A 23867-nucleotide genomic window follows, 5' to 3' on the forward strand; every position below is an offset into this window, starting at 1 on the left:
CTATTTTTATGTGGTACAAAGATAAAAAAATGCCTTTAAAAAGGAAGTTCTAAAATCGGAATTCCTTTACACGCTACGAATTCAGCTATCAATCTTGTACTTGGTTAAATACTAAGCTTCTGCCTCCTTTTGAGCATCCTTCCGCTCATACGTCTGAAAACAAAAGTCGTACTCATTTTTTTCATCCGCCTCTTCACAGGTCTCACTTGTTTTGATCCAGAGTTTCGAGTTTATCTTGGGAAAGAAGGTATCGGCCTCAAGGCTTGTTTTCACAAGGGTCACTTCCAATCGATCCGCATTTTCAATCGTCTGCTCGTAAAGACTTCCTCCTCCGATCACGTAAATATCCGGATTGATCTTCTTGGCAAACTTTAGTGCTTCTTTAAGACTTCCTACGATCAGAACCCCTTCCATAAACCAATCTTTCTTTCGACTTACGACAATGTTGGTTCGATTGGGAAGCGGTTTCCCAATACTTTCGAAGGTTTTTCGTCCCATGACAATGGGATGATCGCTCGTCAGTTCCTTAAAGTGCTTTAGGTCCTTTGGCAAGTGCCACAAGAGCTTATTGTCGTGTCCAATTTCTCGGTTCTGCCCCATGGCCACAATTAGCGTCGTCATTTTTTTTGAATTTTGACAAAAATAGCACATAATTTGTATATTTACGAGGCATTAAACCATATAATATTTAAACTATGAGAAATAAGGGTTGTCTTAGCGCAGGCACCATTGGAATCGCACTAGTCGTTATTGCTGCTGTGTTATTCTTTTGGGGGAAAAATGCCTACAACAGTTTTGTTCAAGGAGAACAAAAAGTAAATGCTCGTTGGTCAAACGTGGAAACCGTGTACCAAAAACGTGCGAATTTAATTCCAAACTTGGAAAGGACCGTAAAGTCTTACGCACAATTTGAACAGGAAACCCTTACAGGTGTGGTAGAAGCTCGTTCCAAAGCAACCTCTGTAACCATTGACCCTACCAATATGACGGAGGCGGACATGGCCAAATTCCAAGCTGCTCAAGGCGAACTTTCCGGAGCGCTTAGTCGATTAATGGCAGTCGTGGAGCAGTACCCTAATTTAAAAGCGGACCAGCAGTACCTAAACTTCCAACGAGAGTATACCGCCATTGAAAACTCAATTCGAGCGGAAACCGTCACGTACAACGGTGCAGTGGAAGAATATAACAATTTAGTGAAAACCTTCCCGAACAACGTTCTGGCCGGCTTATTTAACAAAGGTGAAAAACCTTATTTCAAATCGGCTGCTGGAGCGGAAGTAGCGCCTGAAGTCTTTTCTAACTAAAAAACAATGAATAAGTCCTTTCTTTCAGAATCGCAAATGTCCTCCCTCGTGGAGGCCATTTGTGAGGCTGAAAACCACACCAGTGGTGAGATACGAGTCCATATTGACGCGACAACCCCCGAGGACAATGCCGCCGTGGCTTTTGCTGCCTTCACTAAACTGGGAATGCAAAATACTAAGGAGCGTAACGGCGTGCTATTTCATGTCAATTTTGAACAGAAGTATCTAACCATTATTGGGGATGAAGGAATTCATGAAAAGGTAAGACAACAATTCTGGGACAATCTCCATGACAACATAACGGCAGAATTTGCCCAGGGCCGTTTTTATGAGGCTCTAAAAGAGGCCATCTTAAAAACAGGTCAAGAACTAAAAAATTATTTCCCAATTCAGGGGGGAAATCCAAACGAATTATCCAATGAGATTACATTCTCGTAACTTTTTTACGATTCTATTTTCCTTTGCTTTTAGCGCTTTGTTATGGGCTCAATACACCGTGCCCGAAAAGCCGAAAGTGCTTTACCCTGTTTATGACGAGGTGGGGATTCTTTCAAAGCAGCAGCAGGATCAATTAAACGAGAAACTCATCAAATTTGAAGACTCTACTTCCACAGAGATTGAACTCATCATAATCCCTTCCACGAAAGGCGAAGATGTCAATTTCGTAGCCTGGCAGTTTGGAGAAACTTGGAAGATTGGTAAAAAAGAAGTAGACAACGGAATTGTTCTTCTTGTGGCTGTGGAGGATCGCACCCTTGCGATTCAACAAGGTCGCTCGGTTGAAAAATATCTCACGGCGGCTGTTGCAGGGCAAATCATTGACTATCTCATCACCCCAAGTTTCAAACAAGGGGATTACTATACGGGACTCGACCGAGGCACGACCGCCTTAATGGAAGCGGTCCAAGGCCAGTACAAACCCATTGTAAAAGACCGTTCCAGCGACGGACTTCCTAGTACAGGTCGTGTCATTTTTATCCTAATTATTGTTCTGTTTTTCCTAATCCTTATCTCCAAAAGCGGAGGTGGCGGAGGCGGAGGCTATCGGGACGAAGACCGAGACGTAATCTTAAGCAAACGAGGTAGAAGATCCTATCCCGGAGGATTCTTTCCTTTCCCTCCCATTGGAGGTGGAGGATTCGGTGGGGGAAGCTTCGGAGGAGGCGGAGGATTCGGCGGCTTTGGTGGCGGAGGAAGTTTTGGAGGAGGAGGCGCCTCAGGCGGTTGGTAAGGAGAAGCAAATCTTCTTTCTATCAAAATAACTATAGTTACTTAAGAATTTTCCTAGAAAACCTACATTTAAGAATCTTTTTTTCACTAAATTCGAGCTTCAATCTTTTTTTGTGAAAAACACACTGGTTATCTTTGCGCATCCTTTTTTGGAATATTCCTATTCCAATCGGGTTCTAATTAATTTTTACGAAAGACATCAGCATTACGATTTTCTAGACCTCTACGAACTGTATTCGGATTTTCACATTCCTGCGTTTAAAGAAAGAAAACGTTTGGCCAAGTATGAGCGGTTTATTTTCCACTTTCCGATTATTTGGTTCGGGGCACCTCCTCTTTTAAGGCTTTGGCTAGACGAGGTATTAGACCCAACGTGGATTGATCCCGAAATAGACAATCCCTTTGAAAATAAGGAAGTCTTTATTTTAACCACGACAAGGAGCAAAGAAAAATCCTTTGGACCTTCTGGTAAACACGGCTATACAGTGGATCATTTAATTAGTGGGCTTATTGTCACATTAAGAGCCTTTGAAGCGGATCTAAAACCCACCTTCATTGTTTACGAAGCCGAAAACTTAACCAAAAAAGAAATCATTCAGCACAAACAAAACTTCATCAAACTCCTTACAAGTTAATGGAAACCAACTTTGCAATGAACCTACTGATTTTCTTAGGAGCTGCCATCATTATGGTGCCGCTCGTACGAAAACTTGGACTGAGTTCCGTTATTGGTTATATCCTTGGCGGAGTCATTATTGGTCCTTTTGTCTTGCAGTTAACCGGAAAACAAACGGATGGCATCATGCATGCCACAGAGTTTGGTGTCGTGATGCTTCTTTTCATAGTCGGACTTGAATTAGAACCTAGAAAATTCTGGTCGATGCGTAAACGCATCGTGGGACTTGGGCTCTCACAAGTTACCCTCACCATTGGACTTTTGTTCCTAGCTTTTATTTTGGCTGGTTGGCGGGTGAATCAGGCCATTGCCGTAGCGATGTGTTTCGCCCTTTCCTCCACTGCAATTGTACTCCAATTACTGCAGGAGAAAAACCTAATTAAGACCACTGTGGGGGAAGCCTCTTTTGCTACGCTCCTGTTTCAAGACATCGCCGTGATTCCGATTCTTGCCATACTACCTTTGATCGCAAAATTTGAAATTAAGGAAGAAAACGAAGTTCAAATTTTAATTCAAAACCTTCCCGAATGGATGCAAGGAGCCACCGTTATCTTAGGAGTGGTACTTCTTGTCCTTTTAGGTAAATACGTTTTTGTCCCTTTCCTAAGGTATGTGTCAAAAGCGGGAATGAGCGAACTTTTGACGGCTTCGTCTTTGTTTTTAGTAATTGGGGTATCTGAACTCATGGTGGCAGTAGGACTCTCGCCTGCACTGGGGGCCTTTCTTGCTGGGGTGATGCTTGCTAACAGCGAATTCCGACACGAACTCGAAGCCCAAATCAATCCCTTTAAAGGTCTTTTGTTAGCCGTTTTTTTTGTGAGCGTAGGAGCGATGATCAATTTTGCAACCATTGCAAGAGATCCTCTCTTTATCTTCTCAACGGTGGTCGTGGTTCTTGCGATCAAACTATTCGTGCTTTACGCGATCGGTAAGTTCTTTAAAATTGAGAGCAAACAAAACTTTTTTTACGCCTTTGCTCTGTCTCAAGTAGGTGAATTTGCCTTCGTGCTTCTGAATTATTCTCAAAACTTATATCTTATTTCTTCCACCCTTAATTCTCAAATGATGGCGGTTACCGCCATTACGATGACCATTACCCCTCTACTGCTCATCTTTTATGAGAAAAAGCTAGCTCCCAAGTTCACACCTGGAGACTCGGATGAAAAGCCCTTTAACATTCTGGACACCAAAATACAGGATAAAAAAATAATTATTGTAGGGTTCGGACATTTTGGAAGCACAGTAGGTCGACTCCTAAGAGCAAGCAAAATTTCTGCAACGGTTTTGGATTACGATCCAGAACGAATCAAAGTGCTTCGAAGTTTTGGTTTCAAAGTTTTCTATGGGGACGCTACACGAATTCCGATCTTAAGAGCGGCAGGAATCGAAGAGGCTGAAATCTTAGTGCTTTCTCTGGACGATCCAGAATCCAATAAATTCATTGCGGAAACGGTTCGGGAGCACTATCCCAAAGTGAAAATTTTTGTCCGTGCTAAAAATAGAATGGACGCGTATTATTACCTCAACCATGGAATTGATCAGATTTACCGCGAAACCTTAGGAACCGCAGTGGATATGGCGGTGGATGTACTAAGCGAAACGGGCATGCGCAAATACGCAGCCCGTCGACTCGGTAAACGATTTATGAACATCGATAAACTTTCCGTTCGAAAAATTGCAAAAGATTACGAAGAAGGGGAAGGTCTTAGCTTTTCCACACGGGAATCCATCCAAAGGGAAGAAGCGCTTCTCTCCTTAGACAACCTCAATTTTGACGCGCACGATTGGAACGATTACGACGATTCGGAAAACGAAAATCTTCCTTAATCCATACGAACAGATCCTCCGGAACTTGCATGCCTTGTTAAGATTACATTCCCTCTTTTCAAAATGGTCACATCCCCGCTGCTACTTGCACTTGCATTGGCTCTTTGAGAAACCGATACCTTTACATCGCCACTGCTGCTGGCTTTAATCATCGCATCTTCTACGACAAGGGACTCGGCTTTAATGTCGCCAGAAGAACTTGCTTTCAACTCTGCATTCCTTGCTTTTCCGCTTAGCTTGAGATCTCCCGAAGAAGAAGCGTCTGCGGTTAAGTTAAGGGCCCATATTTTTCCAGAATAGTCTCCACTGCTAGAAACATCTAAAAAAAGGTCATTTGCTTCCACATCTCCTACAATACTTCCACTGCTTGAAGCTTTCAAATTCATTCTTTCTTGAGTGAATTTACTTTGAATCACAATGTCTGCAGACGAATCCGCAGTGACCCCTGAGAGTTTATTTGTGTAAATTTTTGCTTTCACTTTGTGCGCGCCTCGAATTGAGGTTCCAGGTTTAAAGGTTATATGAAGATGACCTCCGTTTGAATCCACCAAAACTTTGTCTAAAATGGATTCCGGCGCAGAAATAACCACTTCTTGGCGATTTGATTTAATGATTTCCGCATCAATGGATGTAGAAACGCGAACGGATTCAAAGGAAACCTTAAACGATTTTTCACTCGTGGGCCCTGTAGCCGACACTTGATCTTGGGTGACCCAATTTGAAATAACTCCCTGAGGATCTGAAGAATTACAAGCAAACAAAGCTTGAGAAAACAGGCAAACGATTAGAATTTTTTTCATACTATTAATTTTAAGGGTATTCAAATTTAAGATTTTGTATCTTTATCTCTTATTATTATAACACCTTACCAATGAAAAACATTACTTCATTAGTTTTAATTTCGTCGCTGGCTCTTTCGGCCACGGCTTGTAGCACAATGAAACAATCTACTTCCAGCGCAGAATCTTCTACAAATGCGCAAGATCCCAGCATGCAGAGCAATCCTTTTTTAAACAAAAGCACCTTGCAATACCAAGCTCCCCAATTTGATAAAATAAGGGACGAGCACTACAAACCTGCATTCGATTATGGACTTAAAATTCAAAAGGCGGAATACGAGGCCATCGCAAACAATCCAGAGGCTCCCACCTTTGAGAATACTGTGCTTGCGATTGAAAACAGTGGTGAGGTCTTAAAAAGAGCGCTTACAGTTTTCTACAACCTGAGTAGTTCCAATACCAACCCAACCATCCAAAAGCTAGAAGAGGAGTATGCTCCTATTCTTGCAGGTCATTCCGACTTGCTCTATTTGAATGACAAAATATGGCAAAGGCTTAAAAAAGTAAGCAGTCAAGGTCTCGACAAAGAAAGCCAGCGTTTACTAGAGTATTACAAACAGAACTTTCAAATTGCAGGAGCGGATCTATCTCCTGAAAACAAAAAAGAACTTAAGGCGGTCAATGCAGAGCTTGCAACGCTTTCCACTCAATATTCAAACAAACTCCTAGAAGCAAGAAAACAGGGAGGACTTTACCTAACTGACGTAAAAGAACTTGACGGTCTATCCCCAGACCAAGTGGCTGCGGCTGCTAGTGATGCGAAAGCAGCAGGTCACGCTTCCGGCTACCTTCTTGCCCTTCAAAACACAACACAACAACCCATCCTGCAAAATCTAAAGGTAAGAGCCACAAGAGAAAAACTTTTCAAAGCCTCTTGGTACCGTGCAGAGAAAAACGATAACGCAGACACCCGCTCGGTCTTAGAAAAAGAAGCGCTTCTGCGCTTCAAGAAAGCAAAACTAATGGGCAAAAGTTCTTTTGCTGAGTGGAAACTACAGGACCAAATGGCAGGTTCTCCCGACAAAGCGATTAATTTACTTGCTCAGCTTGCAACGCCTGCGGTTGCCACGGCAAAACGTGAGAGAGATGAAATACAATCCCTTATTGATAAGCAAAACGGAGGATTCAAACTCGAACCTTGGGATTGGAATTACTATGCAGAACAAGTCAGAAAAGCAAAATACGATCTTGATGAAAACGAAATCAAACCGTATTTTGAAGTGCAAACGGTCCTAGAGAAAGGAGTGTTCTATGCAGCAGAGCAGTTCTACGGAATTACCTTTAAAAAGCGCACCGATCTTCCCGTTTACCATCCCGACGTAGTTGTATACGAAGTCTTTGACCAAGACGGAACCTCGATGGCCATTTACTATTTGGATTTCTATACACGTAGCAACAAAGGAGGGGGTGCTTGGATGAGCAACTTCGTGGATCAATCCCACCTACTAGGGCAAAAACCAGTCATTGTCAATGTATTCAATTACCAGAAACCGGCTGAAGGAAAACCTTCTTTAATTTCTTATGACGATGTGACCACCATGTTCCATGAATTTGGACATACACTTCACGGTCTTTTCGCCAACCAACAATACGTTTCTCTTTCGGGTACAGCCACCCCTAGAGATTTTGTTGAGTTCCCTTCGCAAATCAACGAATTCTTTGCATTAGAACCGGCCGTATTAAAAAACTACGCACTTCATTATGAAACGAAAAAACCAATGCCTCAAGCCCTTGTGGACAAAATAAAAAAGGCGAGTAGCTTCAACCAAGGATACTCTACTACAGAGCTAGTTTCTGCCGCAAGTATTGATATGGGTTGGCACTCTGTGAAAAATGAAAATGAATTTAAACCTACCCTTGAATTCGAAAAAGAAACCCTCGCTAAATTTGGGTTCAATTTAAGTGAAGTTCCTCCAAGATACCATTCTCCGTACTTCTCCCATATTTTCGGGGGCGGTTACTCTGCAGGATATTACGCTTATATGTGGGCGGATATGCTAAATGCTTCGGCTTGGGACTATATTAGCACCCATGGAGGAATAACTCGTGAAAACGGGGAACGCTTTAGAAAGTACATTCTCTCGGTTGGGAATTCGACCGATCTAAACACGGCCTTTAAAGAATTTACAGGGAAAGATCCTGATCTTACTCCCCTATTAAAAAGCAAAGGATTCATCAAATAAGTTCGAAGCGAACGATAGAGAATTATAAAAGTAGCGGTTGTAAACAGAAAGTTTTACAACCGCTTTCTTTTTTGAAAAAGCAAAACCTTATTCATGCAATAGAAGTTAATTTCTATTCCCAAAGGCTTTTGCGTATTTTTAACCCATGAAATCCACTACGCTCTACAATCTTTACCTATTAAAAACCATTCCGATTTCTTTTTTAGCAGGAGTCCGAATTAAGTCCTTAGACTCTCGATCGTGCCTATCGAGCGTAAAGCTAGGACTGTTAAACCAAAACCCTTTTCGCTCTATGTTCTGGGCCGTACAGGGAATGGCAGCCGAGTTTTCTACCGGGATTCTTTGCGCCGACAAAATCAGAAAGACGAACCAAAAACTCTCGATGCTGGTGGTGCAAAACAAAGCGGAATTCACGAAAAAAGCCGTAGGAAGAATATATTTCACTTGCGAACAAGGTGAAGAAATTGAAAACACCATTCAACTTGCCATTGAGTCTGGTGAGGGACAAACCCTTTGGCTCCGTTCAAAAGGTATCAATGAAAAGGGAGAGACCGTTTCTCAGTTCGAATTCCTTTGGAGTTTTAAAGTCAAAAACTAGCCCTTGACCTAAGGCCAAAAAAAAGGGCGATTCTTTTTGAGAACCGCCCTTTCTATTTCTATTTTTTTGCTCCTTTTAAATGGAGATCAAAGTAATCCGTTACTTTCTGCATCAAATGAACACGGTCTTTTCCGAGCACATTGTGTTTATGCCCTGGATACACAAAGTAATCCAGTTGAATTCCCTTGTCCACTGCGGCTTTAAGGAACTTAATTGAGTGCTGCCAAAGCACCACATCGTCCTGCGCTCCATGGATCATAAGAAGGTCTCCTTTGAGGTTCTGTACTTTGCTTGTCAGGTTCGCATTTTTGTACCCTTGTGGATTTTGACTTGGAGAGTCCATGTATCGTTCGGTGTACATGATCTCGTACCAGTTCCAATCGATCACTGGTCCCCCTGCAACTCCCACTTTAAATACATCCGGATAGCTAAGCATTAGGTTCGTCGTCATGAACCCTCCAAAGCTCCATCCGTGCACTCCCATTCTCTCTTGATCGACCTGCGGAATGGTTTTCAAAAACTCAACGCCTTTCAGTTGGTCTTTCATTTCTACTTCCCCTAAGTTGCGGAAGACAGCTCTTTCAAATTTTGCGCCTCGGTTGCTTGAACCTCGCCCGTCCATGGTAAAGACGATGTAGCCATTTTGAGCCATGTATTCATACCATAAATTGCCACTTGCAGGGAAACTATTAGTCACCAATTGCAAATGGGGTCCATTGTATAGGTACACAATCACAGGATACTTTTTAGACGGATCAAATTGGGTAGGAAGAATTAACTTCCCGTACAATGGGGTTCCGTCCTCTGCATTTAGGGTGATGTTTCGGATTTCTGGTCTTTCATAGTTCTGAAGGGGATCTTTACTCTTTACTAAAACATTTGTTTTCAGATCCGCTGTGCGAAGTACGGATACGACGCGAGGGGTCTCACTGTTAGAATAAGAATCGTATAAAAGCGCGCCGTCTACACTTAACTTTCCACTGTGCATTCCAGGCTGACGAGTAAGCTGCTCCACTTTATTTGTCTTATAGTTTAGGCGATACAACTGTCTTTCGAGTGGTGATTTTTCCGTTGAACTATAATAAATCTCCTTTTTCTTTTCATTGAACCCAAGGAGTTCCGTGATGATAAAATCGCCCTGAGTTAAAGCTCTTACTAAACCTTTGTCCACATTGTAATGATACATGTGATTGTAGCCACTTCGTTCGCTTTGCCATATGAAATCGGTATTGGAACCTGGAAAAAAGGCAAGTGGATGCTGGGGCTCTACATACTGCGCACTTTTTTCCTCAAACACTTCCTTTACAAAAGCACCAGCCAAACTATACTGATTCATTTTTAAATGATTCTGGTCTCGATTTAAAACGCCCACGAAAATGCTTTTGGAATCCGGACTCCAAGTCACGGCCGTAAGATACTGTTCCTTGTCTCCTGGAATGTTCAAATAGGTGATTTTAGAAGTATTAATATCGTAAATCCCCAGTGTGACTTCGTGTGATTTTTGACCCGCCATCGGGTACTTCATATTTTCATTCTTGGCAGGACTTCCTGACCAATCTACAATGGGATAATCGGCGACCATCGTTTGGTCCATTCGGTAAAAGGCAATTTTCTGCTGATCTGGGGAAACAAAAATCCCTCTGTCAATACCAAACTCATTTCGGTGAACAGCTTGCCCGTAAACGACATTAGGATCTGTGCTCTGAGAAATAGCCCTAACCTCTTGTCCTTTTACATAATATAGATTTTGATCCACTGTATAAACAGCTGCGTTTTTACCTTCTAGAACCGTAATGTTTTCCGCCTTTTCAGGCACCTTGAAATAGGTGCTTCTTGTCCAACCTTTGGAAGTTTTGGTTAAAAGGGAATATTGACCCGCGTCTTTGTAATAGGCGCTCGTACTCGAAAGAAAACTCAAAGGAGGCAATCGATCTAACCGGTCTTTTCCTTGAAGGTTTTGATTCACTCTTGAAAGTGAAATTAGAGTATCGGATTTTAAAGTCCCGAAATCAGTAATCATATAGCCGCTTTTTACAGCACTTAAATAGCTTTTCGAATCCGAAGAAAAAGAAAACTGGGAGATGTTCTCCACCGCTAAATTACTGCGTAGACCACTTACGGCCTCTTCCATGGTGTATTTTTGCTTTTGAGCCGTTAGAAGAGTGGCTGAAAAGACGAAAAAGAGTGAGAGTTTTGATAGTTTCATGCGTACAAATTAAATCGATCAAATGTACTGAAAAAATAAAACCTATACCGCAAAAAGGGGCTTAATCCTTGGTCTTAGTCCATTTCTAAAGCAAGCTCTTCCCAAAGTGCCATTTGCGTCTCAAGGTCAAGTTTAAGCTTTTCGTAAGATTCAAGATCCGACTCCGAAGGATTATGGCTTGCAAATTCCGACTCTTTCTTGGCAATGGCAGCTTCCAGTTCACTAATAGCCTGTTCTGCTTTTTTGAGTTTGCCTTCCAACTGCTTTTGCTCTTTGGTCACAAAACCTCTCGGTTCTTCTTTCGGTTTCTCTGGAGCAGGAGCGGCTTTCCCCTCTACTTTGCTCTCTTGCTTTTGACTGAGCTTTGCCTTTTCCATTGAGATTTCACGAATACTTTCTTTTTGACGGAATTCTAAATATTCATCTACGTTTCCTAAGAACTCCTTCATATGGCCGTCACGGAATTCAAAGATTTTATCAGCGAGTCCTTGTAAGAATTCACGGTCGTGAGAAATTACAATCAGGGTTCCCTCAAATTTATTCAAGGCTAACTTGATGATCTCTTTCGACTGAATATCAAGGTGGTTGGTCGGTTCGTCCATGATTAGGGTATTGAACGGACGTAGTAGAAGTTTACACAGTGCGAGTCTATTTCTTTCCCCTCCGGACAGCACCTGGGTTTTCTTATTCACATCTTCCCCTGAAAAAAGGAAGCTTCCCAGTAGGTCTCTTACTCGAGGACGAGTTTCCTCAGTGGCGGCATCTTCCGCTTCTTGAAGCACGGTTTTCCCCGGCGTAAGAACCTCTTCCTGGTTCTGAGCAAAATACCCAATATTGACGTTGTGCCCCAAAGTCCAATCGCCTGAATAATCTTTTATATCTCCGGTTAGAATTTTTGCAAGGGTGGATTTTCCTTGTCCGTTTTGTCCAAGCAGGGCAATGCGATCTCCTCGTTCTATAAAGAAATCCACTCCATCAAAAACGGGTTTTCCGTCATAGGCTTTTCCAAGGTTTTCCGCCTCAAAAATAACTTTCCCTGGAACTACACTCTGAACAAATCGAATGTTAAATTTAGAAATGTCCTCGTTGTCGATTTCAATTCGTTCGATTTTGTCTAATTTCTTAATAAGGGACTGCGCAAAAGAAGCCTTTGTCGCAGAAGCACGGAATCGGTTGATATTGTCTTCCATCTGCTTGATCTCCGTATCTTGATTCTTCTTCGCCTGTTGCAGTTTTTCGCGTCTTTCTTTTCTTAGCTCTAAATACTTGGAATAATTGGCTTTGTAATCGTCTACTTTACGGTTGTTCACATCAAAAGTACGGTTGCAAACGGAAGTCATAAACTGTTTGTCGTGACTCACCAAAACAATCGCCCCATTATAATCCTTTAGGAAGTTCTCAAGCCAAATGATACTTTCCATATCCAAGTGGTTCGTCGGCTCATCCAGTAGAAGTAAATCGTTATTTTGAAGTAGAAGCTTAGCCAGTTCAATTCTCATACGCCACCCTCCGGAAAAAGTGTCCGTAATTCGTGAAAAATCATCCGCCTTGAATCCTAGTCCAAGAAGTACTTTTTCCATGTCGCCCTCCAGATTGTACGCATCGTGATGGTGCAAAAGGTCGTTAAGCTCCGTCATACGAGTAATCAAATCCGTGTAGGCGTCACTTTCGTAATCCGTTCTAACCGTCATTTGATGATTCACCTCCTCAAGTTCTTCTTTCCAAAGGTTTATCTGCTCGAAGGCTTGAAGAGTTTCCTCCCAAACCGTGCGGCCTTTCACAAACTCCAAATCCTGCTTTAGAAATCCAATAGTGATGGACCCTTCAGGTACCACAACGCCTTCGTAAAATTGGATCTCAGAAGATAAGATTTTTAGAAGCGTCGATTTTCCCGCTCCGTTCTTCCCTACAAGACCGACCTTATCGTCGCGCTTGATGGTAAAGTTAACGTCACGGAAGAGATAATTTCCCGAATGATGAAGGCCAAGGCCCTGAACTGAAAGCATAGTAGTAAGTAAAAAGTTTACGGGTGCAAAAGTACGAAAATTGTATGAGGAATTTGAACTCTTAATTTGAGTCTAAAAAACCCCTTTTCGGGCAACAAAAAAATTGTTTTTTTTTGCTTTTGAATGTCTAGTTTTGTGCTGCGTTAGGCAAACTAAGACCCGATCCTTTTTGCGTAATAAGGCTCGAATTTTCTAATCTGAAATTCTTGGAATTTAAAAGCTCCGTAAGGAGCATCTGCATCTGTTCTTTGGCTGCCTCGGGCAAATGGGAAGCCTTTGCCGCTTCAATCACTTGAGCCTTGCTATTCTTTTGAATGTTGGAAAGATCTTCTCGGCTAAAGAGATTGAACAGTTGCTCCTCAATATTGTAATATTTGTATTCTGTCTCTGTGGAAAGAATCTCGGGCTCTGGAAAATCGATTAGTTTCACCGTCCGGGTTTCCGAGTCTAATTCCCATTTTAATTTCTCAAAATCGTACCCTACAAGGACTTTTGCCTCCACGATGACCAGAGCTCTTTTCTTCGTAGGAATGAAATTGAAAAGCTTTTTGGTTTCCTCGTAATTGTAAATCTCACTAAAATGCCCTTCCGCGGAAACCACTTTGAAGACCTTTTTTAAACTTTGCGCGACCGTATGCGAACTTTCCTTTACCACAGGAGGAGAGGATTTTAATTTCCCCACGGTCAAAAACGTCACGAGTCCACCCAAGAGAAGACCTAGCACGAGCATCACTAAAACCATCACTCCTCCCTGCGCCGCACTTTGCGTGGATAATTGATACAAGATATAGCCTAGTAAAAAAGCGCCTAGCACTCCCAGAGAAAGCAGTAGCAGTTTGTATTTTTTTGGTATCATAAATCCTATAATTTATTTAAAGGCGCAAACCCTTAGTTAAAAGCTACAAATTTCATGCAAATTACATGATTAGGAAACCAGTAGACTGCACCCTCGAATATCTGAATGGTCAATACGACCTAAGACTTCAAAAAAGTGGCCCCTTTGTTTTCCTAAATCCTGAGTCGAGATAAAGGAGCAGGAATGCCGGTTGGCCAAATCAATAATATTGAGCGCACCGTTTCTATTTTCCGGCAAATACGACATGGGATCGTCCAAACTTCGAACTAGAACCTTCATCCAAGGGGGACACTGGTAGCGGTTTTCCCCTAAAGAGTAGGCCTGCGATAAAAGTTCACACATGGAATACTCCGAGTAGATCGATTGAATTCCAAACCCATTTTTCAGTTGCAAAAGCAGCTCGTCTTTGGTGATTTCCACCTTGCGGCCTTTCATCCCTCCGGTTTCAATCACAATTAGATTTTTGAGATCTAGTTCCTTCACGCTCGGCTCAGATTCCAAAAAATCAAGCAGCGCGAAAGAAACTCCAAAAAGAACCACTTTTTCATTCTGTGTTTTTTGAAGAAGTGCAAGTAGAGCCTCGTGGTTGTAAAGGAAATAATCATTTTCGGGTCTATTGGAACGCTTCATCAGCGCATCGACCATATAGATGAGAGAAGAATTTGACTTTTCAAGATAGGACGGCAAAAGACCCAAAATGATAAAATTTTCCTGGGCTCCTATAAAGAGTTCAAAGGCCTTAAAGAGACTTTTATCGTAAAGCGCGCTTTTTGCAATATAATGACTAGAGCGAACCATTTGCGTGGTTCCTGAACTTTGAAAATAAAGTTCGCTCCCGAAATTTTTATCGAGAATTTTATGGTTCTTAAACATCTCGATGGGCAAAAATGGAATCTGATCCAATTTCTGCACCTCCGATACTCGAACGTTTAGAAAATCAACAAACCGCTGATAAACCTCCACGTTCTTATACTGATACTGAAATGTTTCGAGTGCCGCCGTAAGGAAATCCTCATCTGATTTTATGTCAAAGATTGAATCCATCTACCCTTCAAACGTTTTCAATTCAAATTCTGTTTGAAATTCTCCATAAGTAAAATACGAAATCCAATCTCCCAAATTAATATAAAGTGAGCCGCTCTTGTCTAGGTCTAAAACCATAGGCAAATGCCTATGTCCGTAGACAAAATAATCATAATGCTCGGACTTTAATTTCTCCTTGGAATAAAGGATTAGAAACTCTTTGTCCTCTCCTAAAAAAGCTTTGTCTTCTTCTCCGGAGATCATTTTGTTTTTCTGTGAAAGGTAGAGCGCGATGCGCATGGCTAAGTCAGGATGAATCCATTTGAAGGCCCACTGTGCAAGGGGATTGGTGAAAAGCTTTTTCATTCGCTTATACCCTTTGTCACCAGGTCCTAATCCATCTCCATGAGCGAGAAGAAAGGTCTTCTCTCCTATTTTAAAAATCTGCTTCTCAAAATAAACCTTGGCCCCAATTTCGGTTTCAAAGTAATCTTTCATCCACAAATCATGGTTGCCAATAAAAAAATGAATTTCAATTCCTTGATCGTGCAAATCCGCTAGCTTCCCTAAAACGCGAACAAAGCCTTTAGGCACAACGTGCTTCCACTCGTGCCAAAAATCAAACAGGTCTCCCATTAAAAAAAGAACCTGCGCGTCTAAAGAGATTTCATCCAACCAACGAATGAATTTCTGTTCTCGAACCTTGCTTTCTTTGAAGCTAGGCGCTCCAAAATGCTGGTCCGAAGCAAAATAGACTTTTTTACCGGGTAAAAGTTCAATTTCTGTCATGGTGCTTTCACAATAGGTAAGATTAGCGGTTCTCTTCAAGAAACCACTCACCGTAAGAATTCTCTGTTTCGTGGAGTTTCAAATACGCAAGTTCTACCCCCTTAGGAAGCTCTGCGCTTATTTTTTTTGCAATTTCATAGAGCATGTTCTCGCAGGTCGGTTGGTAAGGGCAAAAAATCACTTTATGTCCTTGCGCCTGCAAATCCTCCCCCAATTGTTTGTGCGGAGAAAGTGCATTCACCAAGACTCCGTGATCCCAAGGTTCAATAATTTGCCTTTTGACAATGGCCTTAATGTCACCAAAATCAACTACCATTCCATTTTTAGCATGGCTTAAATCCTGAAGGGGCTCCCCCTTCACGGTAACAAACAACTTATAAGAATGCCCATGCATGTTTTTGCATTTCCCATCGTAATTGTATAGGACGTGGGCGGTTTCAAAACTGAACTGTTTGGTGATGCGTATCATAGGGCAAAGATAAAACTTTAAAACGAGAACTCTCATGCCTTGTCCCCCTGCTCCCTCGGGAGCCAAAGGAATAAGGACGCGGATGAAATTAACAAACGATGCTCATTTGCAAATCAAAAATCTTGCGCTTTGAAACTCGCCCACCCTTTGCGCACTAATTTCCTGCTAGCCCCCTTATCACTACTCATTTTGTATTAAAAATAATTATATTTGAAGTCTCCTGAAAAAAAGTAACTATGAAAAAACTCCTGATGCTCTCGGCATTTCTTTTTGCCCTCCTTGCGACTGCTCAATCCTCACCTCTAAATCTAGCCGAAATCATGAAAGGTGAAGAGTTCGTAGGCTATTCCCCTGAAAACCCAGTTTGGGGCTTCGATAATGAAACTCTATATTTTGACTGGAACCCAAATAATGAGCTCGGGAAAACCATGCATTACTGGAAAAAAGGAATGAAAGAGCCCCTTCCCGCAAGCCTTGAGCAGGAGCAGTTTTATAGCAGTCGATTTCAAACGAAGGATTTTCAGACCTATTATTATTTGTCAGGAGGCGCCCTTTGGTCTTATGACTCGCAAAGCAAAAAGAAAAAAAGACTTTTTCAAAACGCAGGTCCCCTTTCTAATTTACAACTGGGCAAAACACCAGGCGTTCTTTTCTTTGAGCAAAATGGAAATAGTTTCAAACTGAGTTCTAGCGAAGGAAGCGTCGTTCAGATCACGAATTTTTCGAAAACCAAAACCGAAGAAAAACCAAAAGCAAAGGACAGTTTCTTAGCCTCTCAACAAAAAGAACTCTTTGAATACATTCAAGACCAAGACGAGAGAAAAAAGTGGAGAGAACAGCGAAGCAAGCTCCTTAAAAAAACCTTACCGAAATCTTTCGGTACAGGAAAAGATTTCTTTAATCTCTCCGTGAATCCAAACGAGAACTATGTCACGTTTGTGGAAGGTACGCGCGCTAAAAATCAGAACGAGGTGATGAACGTTTTCATCACAGAGGATGGATACAACAAGTCTCAAGCGACCAAGCAGAAAGTGTCCCAAAAGAACCTCTTCCCTTCAAGACTTGGAATTTACAGCCTCGAAAAAGACAGCGCTTACTTTGCTGAATTTAAAACCTTAACCGGTCTTTCCTTAGAGCCCGAGTACCTTCGAGAAACGTCTATTTCCAAAAACGCAGAGAACAAAAGCAAAAAAGAACCAAGAGAATTGTCCTTTGGACGGACCCTGTATAGTGACGATGGAAACTACGCGGTCGTGGACATTCGATCCCAAGACAATAAAGATCGATGGCTCGTTTCTTTAAATCTAAAGGATGGAAGTTTTGAAGAAATTGACCATCAACATGACGAGGCTTGGATAGGCGGACCGGGCATTCCTTCTTATTCTTTCGGTACGGGAAATATTGGGTTCTTAGCGGACCAATCCACACTCTACTACCAATCTGAAAAAACGGGATATTCGCATCTTTACACTTTCAACCTTAAATCGAAAGAAAGAAAAACCCTTACCAGCGGAAACTGGGAAGTGCGAGAGGCCCAGCTCTCAAAAGACAAAAAAACCTTTTACCTTTCAACCAATACCACGCATCCTGGGAACCGAGAATTTTACAAACTAAGCTCTAGCGGTGGAAAGCTGATCCCACTTCTTACCCAAGACGGCGCTCACGAGGTCGTGCTTTCTCCAGATGAGAAAAAAGTAGCCGTTCGCTATTCGTACAAAAACAAACCTTGGGAACTTTTTGTGGCGGACAATACGTCTAACCCGAAGCTCCAACCCATTACCCATTCTACCACAAAGGAATTTAATAGCTACTCCTGGAAACAGCCGGAAGTTCTATCTTTCAATGCTCAGGACGGTCAAGAAATTTACGCAAGAATCTACAAGCCAAAAGCAGAAGTAAAAAACTCTGCGGCCGTAATTTTTGTTCACGGCGCGGGCTATTTGCAAAATGCTCACAATTGGTGGAGTTCTTACTTCCGAGAATACATGTTTCATAACCTATTGACCGATTTAGGATACACCGTTCTCGATATTGATTACCGGGCAAGCGATGGATACGGAAGAGACGTAAGAACCGGTATTTACCGCTTTATGGGAGGCAAAGATCTTTCCGATCATTTAGATGCGAAAAAGCTTCTTGTGGAAAAGTATGGAATCGAGCCGAGCAAAGTAGGAATCTACGGAGGTAGCTATGGAGGCTTCATTACTCTTATGGCACTCCTTACAGAGCCCGGTGAATTTAAAGCGGGCGCTGCTCTTCGCTCTGTGACCGATTGGGCCCATTACAACCATGGGTATACGGGCAATATTTTAAATTTTCCTGAGACCGATCCTGAGGCCTACAAAAAATCCTCGCCAATCTATTATGCGGACAACTTACAGGATCACCTATTAATGCTTCATGGCGTTGTGGATAACAATGTGGAATACAAAGACATTGTTAGGCTGCAACAACGTTTTATTGAACTTGGAAAAACAAATTGGAATCTTGCTTCTTATCCTGTGGAGGCTCATGGTTTTCGAGAGACTTCCTCTTGGACGGACGAGTATCGCCGAATCTTAGAGCATTTCAATACATACTTACTAGAAAAATAAATTGTCATTTCAAAAATACAAAATGCCTATCTGAAAACTGAGATAGGCATTTTGTATTAGTGTATTCGTACGAGAATACTCTTCCTGTTTTAAAATCGAATTAGCGTTGTAGTTTTTCCCCGTAAGAAAGGTCTCCTGCATCTCCAAGCCCTGGGGTAATATACCCTTTGGACGTTAGGTTCTCATCGGTGGCTCCCACCCATATTCTTGCTTCAGGATAGGCCTCCTTTAGGGTAGCAATCCCTTGTCTGCTTGCAATGGCAGCCACAATATGAATACTAGAAGGGGTTCCATTGGTCAGTAAGTCCTTTAACGCTTCAATTAAACTGGCTCCTGTGGCTAGCATCGGATCGGCTACAATAAGGGGTCGTCCTTGTATACTAGGACAAGTTAAATAATCCTGTTTGATGGAAAAGTAGTCATTCTCTTCGTGTTTGCGGTAGGCCGCTACAAAACCACAATCCGCTTTGTCAAAATAGTTGAGCAGCCCTTGAAATAAGGGGACTCCTGCTCGAAGGATGGTAGTGATCACAGGCTGAACCGAAAGCTCATTCACAGAGACTACGTCTAGTGGCGTGGTGATATCACTTGTTTTAAATTCTAGTTCCTTACTTAATTCATAGGCCGCGATCTCTCCGATACGTTCCATATTGCGTCGAAATCGTAAGCGGTCCGATTGAACCTCCACATTTCTTAATTCATTCATCCAGGAACTCACAAGGGAGTTTTGAGCAGAAAGCAGCGTTACCATAGTCAAATTAGAGTTTAAAATATCGTTGCGATAAAGGTATTAAAAAACCTTTTGAGTAAAAACTCAAAAGGCAAATTCTTATTTTTCTTATTTCTGTCTGAAATACACTTCGATTGGGACTCCGGTAAATCCGAAATGTTTACGAAGTTGATTCTCTGTAAAACGCTTATAAGGTTCTTTTACATACTGGGGTAGATTACAGAAGAATACAAACTGAGGCGAAGGAGTTCCTAACTGCACACAGTATTTTATTTTGATGTATTTCCCTTTTAAAGCAGGGGGTGGATAATTTTCAAAGATAGGAAGCATTACTTCGTTTAATTTCGAAGTTTTGATTTTTTTCTTACGGCTCTCAAAAACCTCCATGGCAACTTCCACCGCTTTTAAAATCCTTTGTTTCGTCAAAGCCGAAACAAACAGTACAGGTATGTCCGTGAACTGACCAATTTTGTCTTTGATTTTTTGTTCAAAATCACGCATGGTATTGGTCTGCTTGTCTTCGATCAAATCCCATTTATTCACTAAAATCACAATTCCTTTCCGGTTCTTTTGGGCAATCCCAAAAATATTCATGTCTTGGCTTTCCCAACCTTGCGTCGCGTCCACCATGATGATTACCACATCCGAATTTTCAATAGCACGAACCGAACGCATCACGGAATAGAATTCCAAATCTTCGCTTACTTTCGCTTTTCTTCGCATTCCTGCCGTATCCACTAGCACGAACTCATGTCCAAATTTATTGTAGAGGGTTTCAATGCTATCCCGAGTGGTTCCTGCAATATCGGTTACAATATTCCGTTCGTTGTCGAGAAGGGCATTGGTCATTGTGGATTTTCCCACGTTAGGTCTTCCTGCAATGGTAATCTTAGGCAGCCCTTCGAATGGGTCTTTATAATCCACTGTAGGAAAATCTCTTACGACGTCGTCTAAAAGTTCCCCAGACCCTGATCCTGTGGCAGAAGACATTGTGTAGTATTTTTCTATTCCTAAGGAATAAAATTCGGTTGCGTCGATTTCCTCTGTAGCAGAGTCCACTTTGTTTATGACATAATACACCTTCTTTTTAGAGCGGCGTAGCATTTCAAAAATCTCTTGGTCTGTATCTGTAAGTCCATCCTCTACGCTAAGCATAAATAGAATGGAGGTAGCCTCGTCGATGGCTAGTTCTACTTGTTTGGTGATTTCCCCTTGGAAAACATCCTCAGAATTTACTTCGTATCCTCCCGTGTCAATCACAGTGAATTCAACACCGTTCCAATCGGACTTCCCGTAGTGGCGGTCTCTGGTCACACCGGATACGGAGTCGACAATAGCCTCTCTACGTTCAAGCAAACGGTTAAATAGGGTTGATTTTCCGACGTTAGGACGTCCTACGATAGCGACAATATTGCTCATCAAAATTTTGTTTAATAATCCGAGATCTCTCAAGGATGATGATTATTAATGGGTTACCCAGTCTTTCTGAGCCCAAAAATTTTTGCAAAGATATGCAATTCCATTCTTACAGTTCTTAAAAAAAGTAGTAATTTCACATCTCAAAACCAAAGCTTGCTATGAAAAAACTTCTCATTGTCTTACTTGTTGCCTTTGTGATCATTCAATTCTTCCCAATTGACAAGACCAATCCACCGGTTACAAAAGGAATGGATTTCCTAATTTCAAAGCAAACTCCAGAACCGATCGCTCAAAAAATACGCAATTCTTGCTACGATTGCCACAGCAATGAGTCTCGCTACCCATGGTATTCCAATGTCCAACCTACCGCTTGGCTATTGAAAAAACATATTGAAGATGCGAGAACAAAACTGAATTTCTCCACATTTGCCACCTACGAACCTAAACGCCAAGCTCACAAGCTTGAGGAATCAGCGGAAGAAATTCAAAATGGCAACATGCCTATGGAATCTTACCTACTTGGACACCCAGAGGCTAAGTTTTCTCCGGAAGACATGAAAATGGTCGTGGACTACTTCAAGAAAGTAGAACTCGAAACAAGAATAAAATTCAACCTTCAACCCCAATAATTGGAACCTAAAGTAGACTCCTCTAAGTACTACGTACTTTACGACGGGGATTGCGGCTTCTGCAATTTCTGGATTCAGTGGATCTTAAAACGAGATTCAAAGGACCTATTTCGATTTTCTGCGCTGCAGAGTGAATTTTCGAAGTCCTTTTTAAAAGAACGAGGATTGGAAGCAGGCGAAATGAATACAATCTATTTGTGGAAACCGGGCTTATACTACCATACGAAATCAAGCGCAGCCATCGAAATCGCAAAGGTTTTAGGCGGGACGTATGGACTACTGGCCAGAATCAATTTCCTACCTCGATTCCTAACCGATAAATTTTACGATAAGGTGGCCAAAAACCGCAAAAACCTTGCGAGCTCCTACTGCGCGGTGCCCACCGAGGCGCAGCGAAAGAAATTCATTGACTAAGATTTTTTACGTCTTCAATCCTTATATTTGCACCCATGGAATACAATACCGATAGAACCCAGCTTAATATGCCTGAGTACGGACGACTCATTCAACAATTGGTCGAACAATGCAAAGAGCTACCTACGAAGGAAGAGCGAAATGAAATGAGCCACGCCATCGTGGACTTCATGGGTCAAAGAAATCCGACTTTACGAGACGAAGAAAACTATAGACATAAACTTTGGGACCATTTATTCATCCTAGCAGATTTTGACTTGGATGTAGACTCTCCCTACCCTATACCCACCAAAGACCAGAGAAAAACGGAGCCTAAGAAATTAGATTACCCTGTATTACAAGGGGAATTCAAATTCTATGGAAAGAGTATTCTTCAACTCATTGAACTCGCAATTGAGCAGGAGGAAGGAGATGAAAAAGAAGCGCTAATCGAAGTCATTGCCAACAACATGAAAAAGTCCTATAACATCTATAACAAAGAGCACGTGACGGACGATGTTATCTTTAGGCATTTAAAAGAACTCTCTGAGGACCGACTGGATTTAACCAGTATCGATTCGCTAGAAAAAAGCAAAATTTATTATTCGAATGCTCGGAGCAAAAACCAAAAGCACTCAGGCCCTAGCGACAACAAAAACCGTCAAAAATACCAACAGAATAAAAACCGAAGAAAATAATGAGCGGGACGTTTGAAATAAGAGGAGGAAAAAGACTCTCCGGTGAAATCATTCCACAAGGTGCCAAAAACGAGGCGCTTCAAATATTATGCGCTGTTCTTTTAAGCGACAGCGAAATTCGTGTGAAAAACATCCCAGACATTCACGATGTGAACCGTCTTATTGAAATCCTTGGCGATTTTGGGGTGAAAATTACAAAAAACGGACATGGAGACTATTCCTTTAAGGCGGATGAAATCAATTTTGATTATATCAAATCGGAAGAGTTCAAAAAGGACAGCGCAAAGTTAAGAGGCTCTATTATGCTCCTGGGCCCAATGCTGGCTCGTTTTGGTGAGGCCTACATGCCCACTCCTGGAGGGGACAAGATTGGACGCCGTCGACTTGACACGCATTTTCAAGGACTTGTAGAGCTCGGAGCTAAATTCCATTACGATGAAACGGAAGGATTCTATAGTCTATCTGCAAAGGAACTAAAAGGAACCTATATGCTTTTAGAAGAAGCTTCGGTAACTGGAACGGCTAACATTATACTTGCGGCTGTACTGGCCACAGGAACGACTCGTATTTACAATGCAGCATGCGAACCTTACTTGCAACAGCTTTGCAAAATGCTGAACCGCATGGGAGCAAAAATCTCTGGAATTGGCTCCAATCTTCTCACGATTGAAGGCGTTAAAACCTTACACGGAACCGAACACACCATGCTTCCAGACATGGTAGAGATTGGTTCATGGATTGGTCTTGCCGCCATGACAAAATCAGAAATCACCATTAAAAATGTACAGTGGCCAGAGCTAGGGCTTATTCCTTCTACCTTTAGAAAACTTGGAATTCAACTAGAGCGTAGTGGGGAAGACATTCTCGTTCCCGCTCAAGAACACTATAAAATTTCAAAATTTATTGACGGATCGATTTTAACAATCTCGGATTCCCCATGGCCAGGCTTTACACCCGATTTGCTTTCCATTATTTTAGTGGTCGCAACTCAGGCAAAAGGAACGGTACTGGTGCATCAGAAAATGTTTGAATCCAGACTATTCTTCGTGGACAAACTAATTGACATGGGAGCACAAATAATTCTTTGTGATCCACACCGCGCCACAGTGGTAGGGTTAAATCAGGAAGCGCCCTTAAGAGGCACCACGCTTATATCCCCAGACATTAGAGCAGGAAATGCGCTTTTAATCGCAGCTTTAAGTGCCGAAGGAAAATCGACGATCCACAACATCGAGCAAATCGACCGTGGGTATGAAAACATAGACGGACGATTAAAAGCTATAGGAGCAGACATTGTCCGTACCTCTTAAAAAAGATACCTTTTAAAAAATAGAACTCTCTCGATGCATTGCCTCTCAAAAGTTTAATACTTTTAAGGTAGTGACATCGAGAGAGTTT

General features: G+C 41.9%; 22 protein-coding genes. 12 read left to right on the plus strand and 10 right to left on the minus strand.

The window, feature by feature from the left end:
• Positions 1 to 111: 111 nt before the first annotated feature.
• Positions 112 to 621 carry a dihydrofolate reductase gene (locus tag AC3IRX_RS05735; RefSeq protein ID WP_489208849.1) on the minus strand — a complete coding sequence of 170 codons (510 nt, stop codon included), beginning with the start codon at positions 619 to 621 and terminating at the stop codon, positions 112 to 114.
• A 74-nt stretch (positions 622 to 695) separates the two neighbouring features.
• Between AC3IRX_RS05735 and AC3IRX_RS05740 the strand changes: the two genes are divergently transcribed.
• From AC3IRX_RS05740 to AC3IRX_RS05760, 5 genes are all read left to right on the plus strand, one after another.
• Complete coding sequence (locus AC3IRX_RS05740) at positions 696 to 1304, plus strand: LemA family protein (RefSeq protein ID WP_489208851.1); 609 nt, start codon at positions 696 to 698, stop codon at positions 1302 to 1304.
• A gap of 6 nt (positions 1305 to 1310) precedes the next feature.
• Positions 1311 to 1742 (plus strand): TPM domain-containing protein, encoded by a 432-nt coding sequence (locus AC3IRX_RS05745; RefSeq protein WP_489208853.1) that lies wholly within the window; start codon positions 1311 to 1313, stop codon positions 1740 to 1742.
• Positions 1723 to 2535 (plus strand): TPM domain-containing protein, encoded by an 813-nt coding sequence (locus tag AC3IRX_RS05750; protein ID WP_489208855.1) that lies wholly within the window; start codon positions 1723 to 1725, stop codon positions 2533 to 2535. The genes AC3IRX_RS05745 and AC3IRX_RS05750 overlap by 20 nt, the downstream gene beginning before the upstream one ends.
• A gap of 112 nt (positions 2536 to 2647) precedes the next feature.
• Entirely contained in the window at positions 2648 to 3169 is a 522-nt protein-coding gene (locus AC3IRX_RS05755) for an NAD(P)H-dependent oxidoreductase (protein WP_489208857.1), read from the plus strand.
• Positions 3169 to 5037: a monovalent cation:proton antiporter-2 (CPA2) family protein gene (locus AC3IRX_RS05760; RefSeq protein WP_489208859.1), complete on the plus strand. Its 1869-nt coding sequence runs from the start codon at positions 3169 to 3171 to the stop codon at positions 5035 to 5037. The genes AC3IRX_RS05755 and AC3IRX_RS05760 overlap by 1 nt, the downstream gene beginning before the upstream one ends.
• Here AC3IRX_RS05760 and AC3IRX_RS05765 read toward each other — a convergent pair.
• Positions 5034 to 5837: a head GIN domain-containing protein gene (locus AC3IRX_RS05765; protein ID WP_489208861.1), complete on the minus strand. Its 804-nt coding sequence runs from the start codon at positions 5835 to 5837 to the stop codon at positions 5034 to 5036. The two genes, AC3IRX_RS05760 and AC3IRX_RS05765, sit on opposite strands and share 4 nt — an antisense overlap.
• A 71-nt stretch (positions 5838 to 5908) precedes the next feature.
• Here AC3IRX_RS05765 and AC3IRX_RS05770 point away from each other — a divergent pair, with 71 nt between their 5' ends.
• Entirely contained in the window at positions 5909 to 8059 is a 2151-nt protein-coding gene (locus AC3IRX_RS05770; protein ID WP_489208863.1) for a M3 family metallopeptidase, read from the plus strand.
• A 145-nt stretch (positions 8060 to 8204) separates the two neighbouring features.
• Positions 8205 to 8657: a DUF4442 domain-containing protein gene (locus tag AC3IRX_RS05775; protein WP_489208865.1), complete on the plus strand. Its 453-nt coding sequence runs from the start codon at positions 8205 to 8207 to the stop codon at positions 8655 to 8657.
• Between the two features lie 58 nt (positions 8658 to 8715).
• On the opposite strand, the gene AC3IRX_RS05780 is transcribed toward AC3IRX_RS05775, so the two are convergent.
• The 6 genes from AC3IRX_RS05780 to AC3IRX_RS05805 all read right to left on the minus strand — a co-directional run bounded on the left by AC3IRX_RS05780 (position 8716) and on the right by AC3IRX_RS05805 (position 16006).
• Complete coding sequence (locus AC3IRX_RS05780; RefSeq protein ID WP_489208867.1) at positions 8716 to 10863, minus strand: S9 family peptidase; 2148 nt, start codon at positions 10861 to 10863, stop codon at positions 8716 to 8718.
• 74 nt (positions 10864 to 10937) lie between these two features.
• Complete coding sequence (locus AC3IRX_RS05785) at positions 10938 to 12869, minus strand: ABC-F family ATP-binding cassette domain-containing protein (RefSeq protein ID WP_489208869.1); 1932 nt, start codon at positions 12867 to 12869, stop codon at positions 10938 to 10940.
• Between the two features lie 127 nt (positions 12870 to 12996).
• Positions 12997 to 13725, minus strand: coding sequence for a DUF4230 domain-containing protein (locus AC3IRX_RS05790; protein WP_489208871.1), 729 nt, complete (start codon positions 13723 to 13725; stop codon positions 12997 to 12999).
• Positions 13726 to 13794: 69 nt separating this feature from the next.
• Positions 13795 to 14769, minus strand: a complete 975-nt coding sequence (locus AC3IRX_RS05795) for a LuxE/PaaK family acyltransferase (RefSeq protein ID WP_489208872.1) — start codon at positions 14767 to 14769, stop codon at positions 13795 to 13797.
• Positions 14770 to 15537 (minus strand): UDP-2,3-diacylglucosamine diphosphatase, encoded by a 768-nt coding sequence (locus tag AC3IRX_RS05800; RefSeq protein ID WP_489208874.1) that lies wholly within the window; start codon positions 15535 to 15537, stop codon positions 14770 to 14772.
• Positions 15538 to 15559: 22 nt separating this feature from the next.
• A complete protein-coding gene (locus tag AC3IRX_RS05805; RefSeq protein WP_489208876.1) occupies positions 15560 to 16006 on the minus strand; it encodes a 6-pyruvoyl trahydropterin synthase family protein in 447 nt (148 codons plus the stop codon).
• A 236-nt stretch (positions 16007 to 16242) separates the two neighbouring features.
• On the opposite strand from AC3IRX_RS05805, the gene AC3IRX_RS05810 reads away from it, so the two are divergent.
• The gene (locus AC3IRX_RS05810) at positions 16243 to 18600 is read left to right on the plus strand and encodes an alpha/beta hydrolase family protein (protein ID WP_489208878.1); all 2358 of its coding nucleotides are present in this window, start codon (positions 16243 to 16245) and stop codon (positions 18598 to 18600) included.
• 100 nt (positions 18601 to 18700) lie between these two features.
• Here AC3IRX_RS05810 and upp read toward each other — a convergent pair whose 3' ends face one another.
• Both upp and der read right to left on the minus strand, forming a co-directional pair.
• Entirely contained in the window at positions 18701 to 19351 is a 651-nt protein-coding gene (gene upp, locus AC3IRX_RS05815) for a uracil phosphoribosyltransferase (protein WP_489208880.1), read from the minus strand.
• Positions 19352 to 19438: 87 nt separating this feature from the next.
• Positions 19439 to 20749, minus strand: a complete 1311-nt coding sequence (gene der / locus AC3IRX_RS05820) for a ribosome biogenesis GTPase Der (protein ID WP_489208882.1) — start codon at positions 20747 to 20749, stop codon at positions 19439 to 19441.
• A gap of 158 nt (positions 20750 to 20907) precedes the next feature.
• Here der and AC3IRX_RS05825 point away from each other — a divergent pair, with 158 nt between their 5' ends.
• From AC3IRX_RS05825 to murA, 4 genes are read left to right on the plus strand one after another with little or no spacing between them, the layout of a single operon-like run.
• Positions 20908 to 21378: a heme-binding domain-containing protein gene (locus AC3IRX_RS05825; RefSeq protein WP_489208884.1), complete on the plus strand. Its 471-nt coding sequence runs from the start codon at positions 20908 to 20910 to the stop codon at positions 21376 to 21378.
• The gene (locus AC3IRX_RS05830) at positions 21379 to 21792 is read left to right on the plus strand and encodes a thiol-disulfide oxidoreductase DCC family protein (protein ID WP_489208886.1); all 414 of its coding nucleotides are present in this window, start codon (positions 21379 to 21381) and stop codon (positions 21790 to 21792) included.
• A gap of 35 nt (positions 21793 to 21827) precedes the next feature.
• Entirely contained in the window at positions 21828 to 22469 is a 642-nt protein-coding gene (locus AC3IRX_RS05835) for a DUF4290 domain-containing protein (protein WP_489208888.1), read from the plus strand.
• Positions 22469 to 23779 (plus strand): UDP-N-acetylglucosamine 1-carboxyvinyltransferase, encoded by a 1311-nt coding sequence (gene murA, locus AC3IRX_RS05840; RefSeq protein WP_489208890.1) that lies wholly within the window; start codon positions 22469 to 22471, stop codon positions 23777 to 23779. The genes AC3IRX_RS05835 and murA overlap by 1 nt, the downstream gene beginning before the upstream one ends.
• Positions 23780 to 23867 lie beyond the last annotated feature (88 nt).

The organism is Epilithonimonas sp. KH_059 (assembly GCF_057838485.1).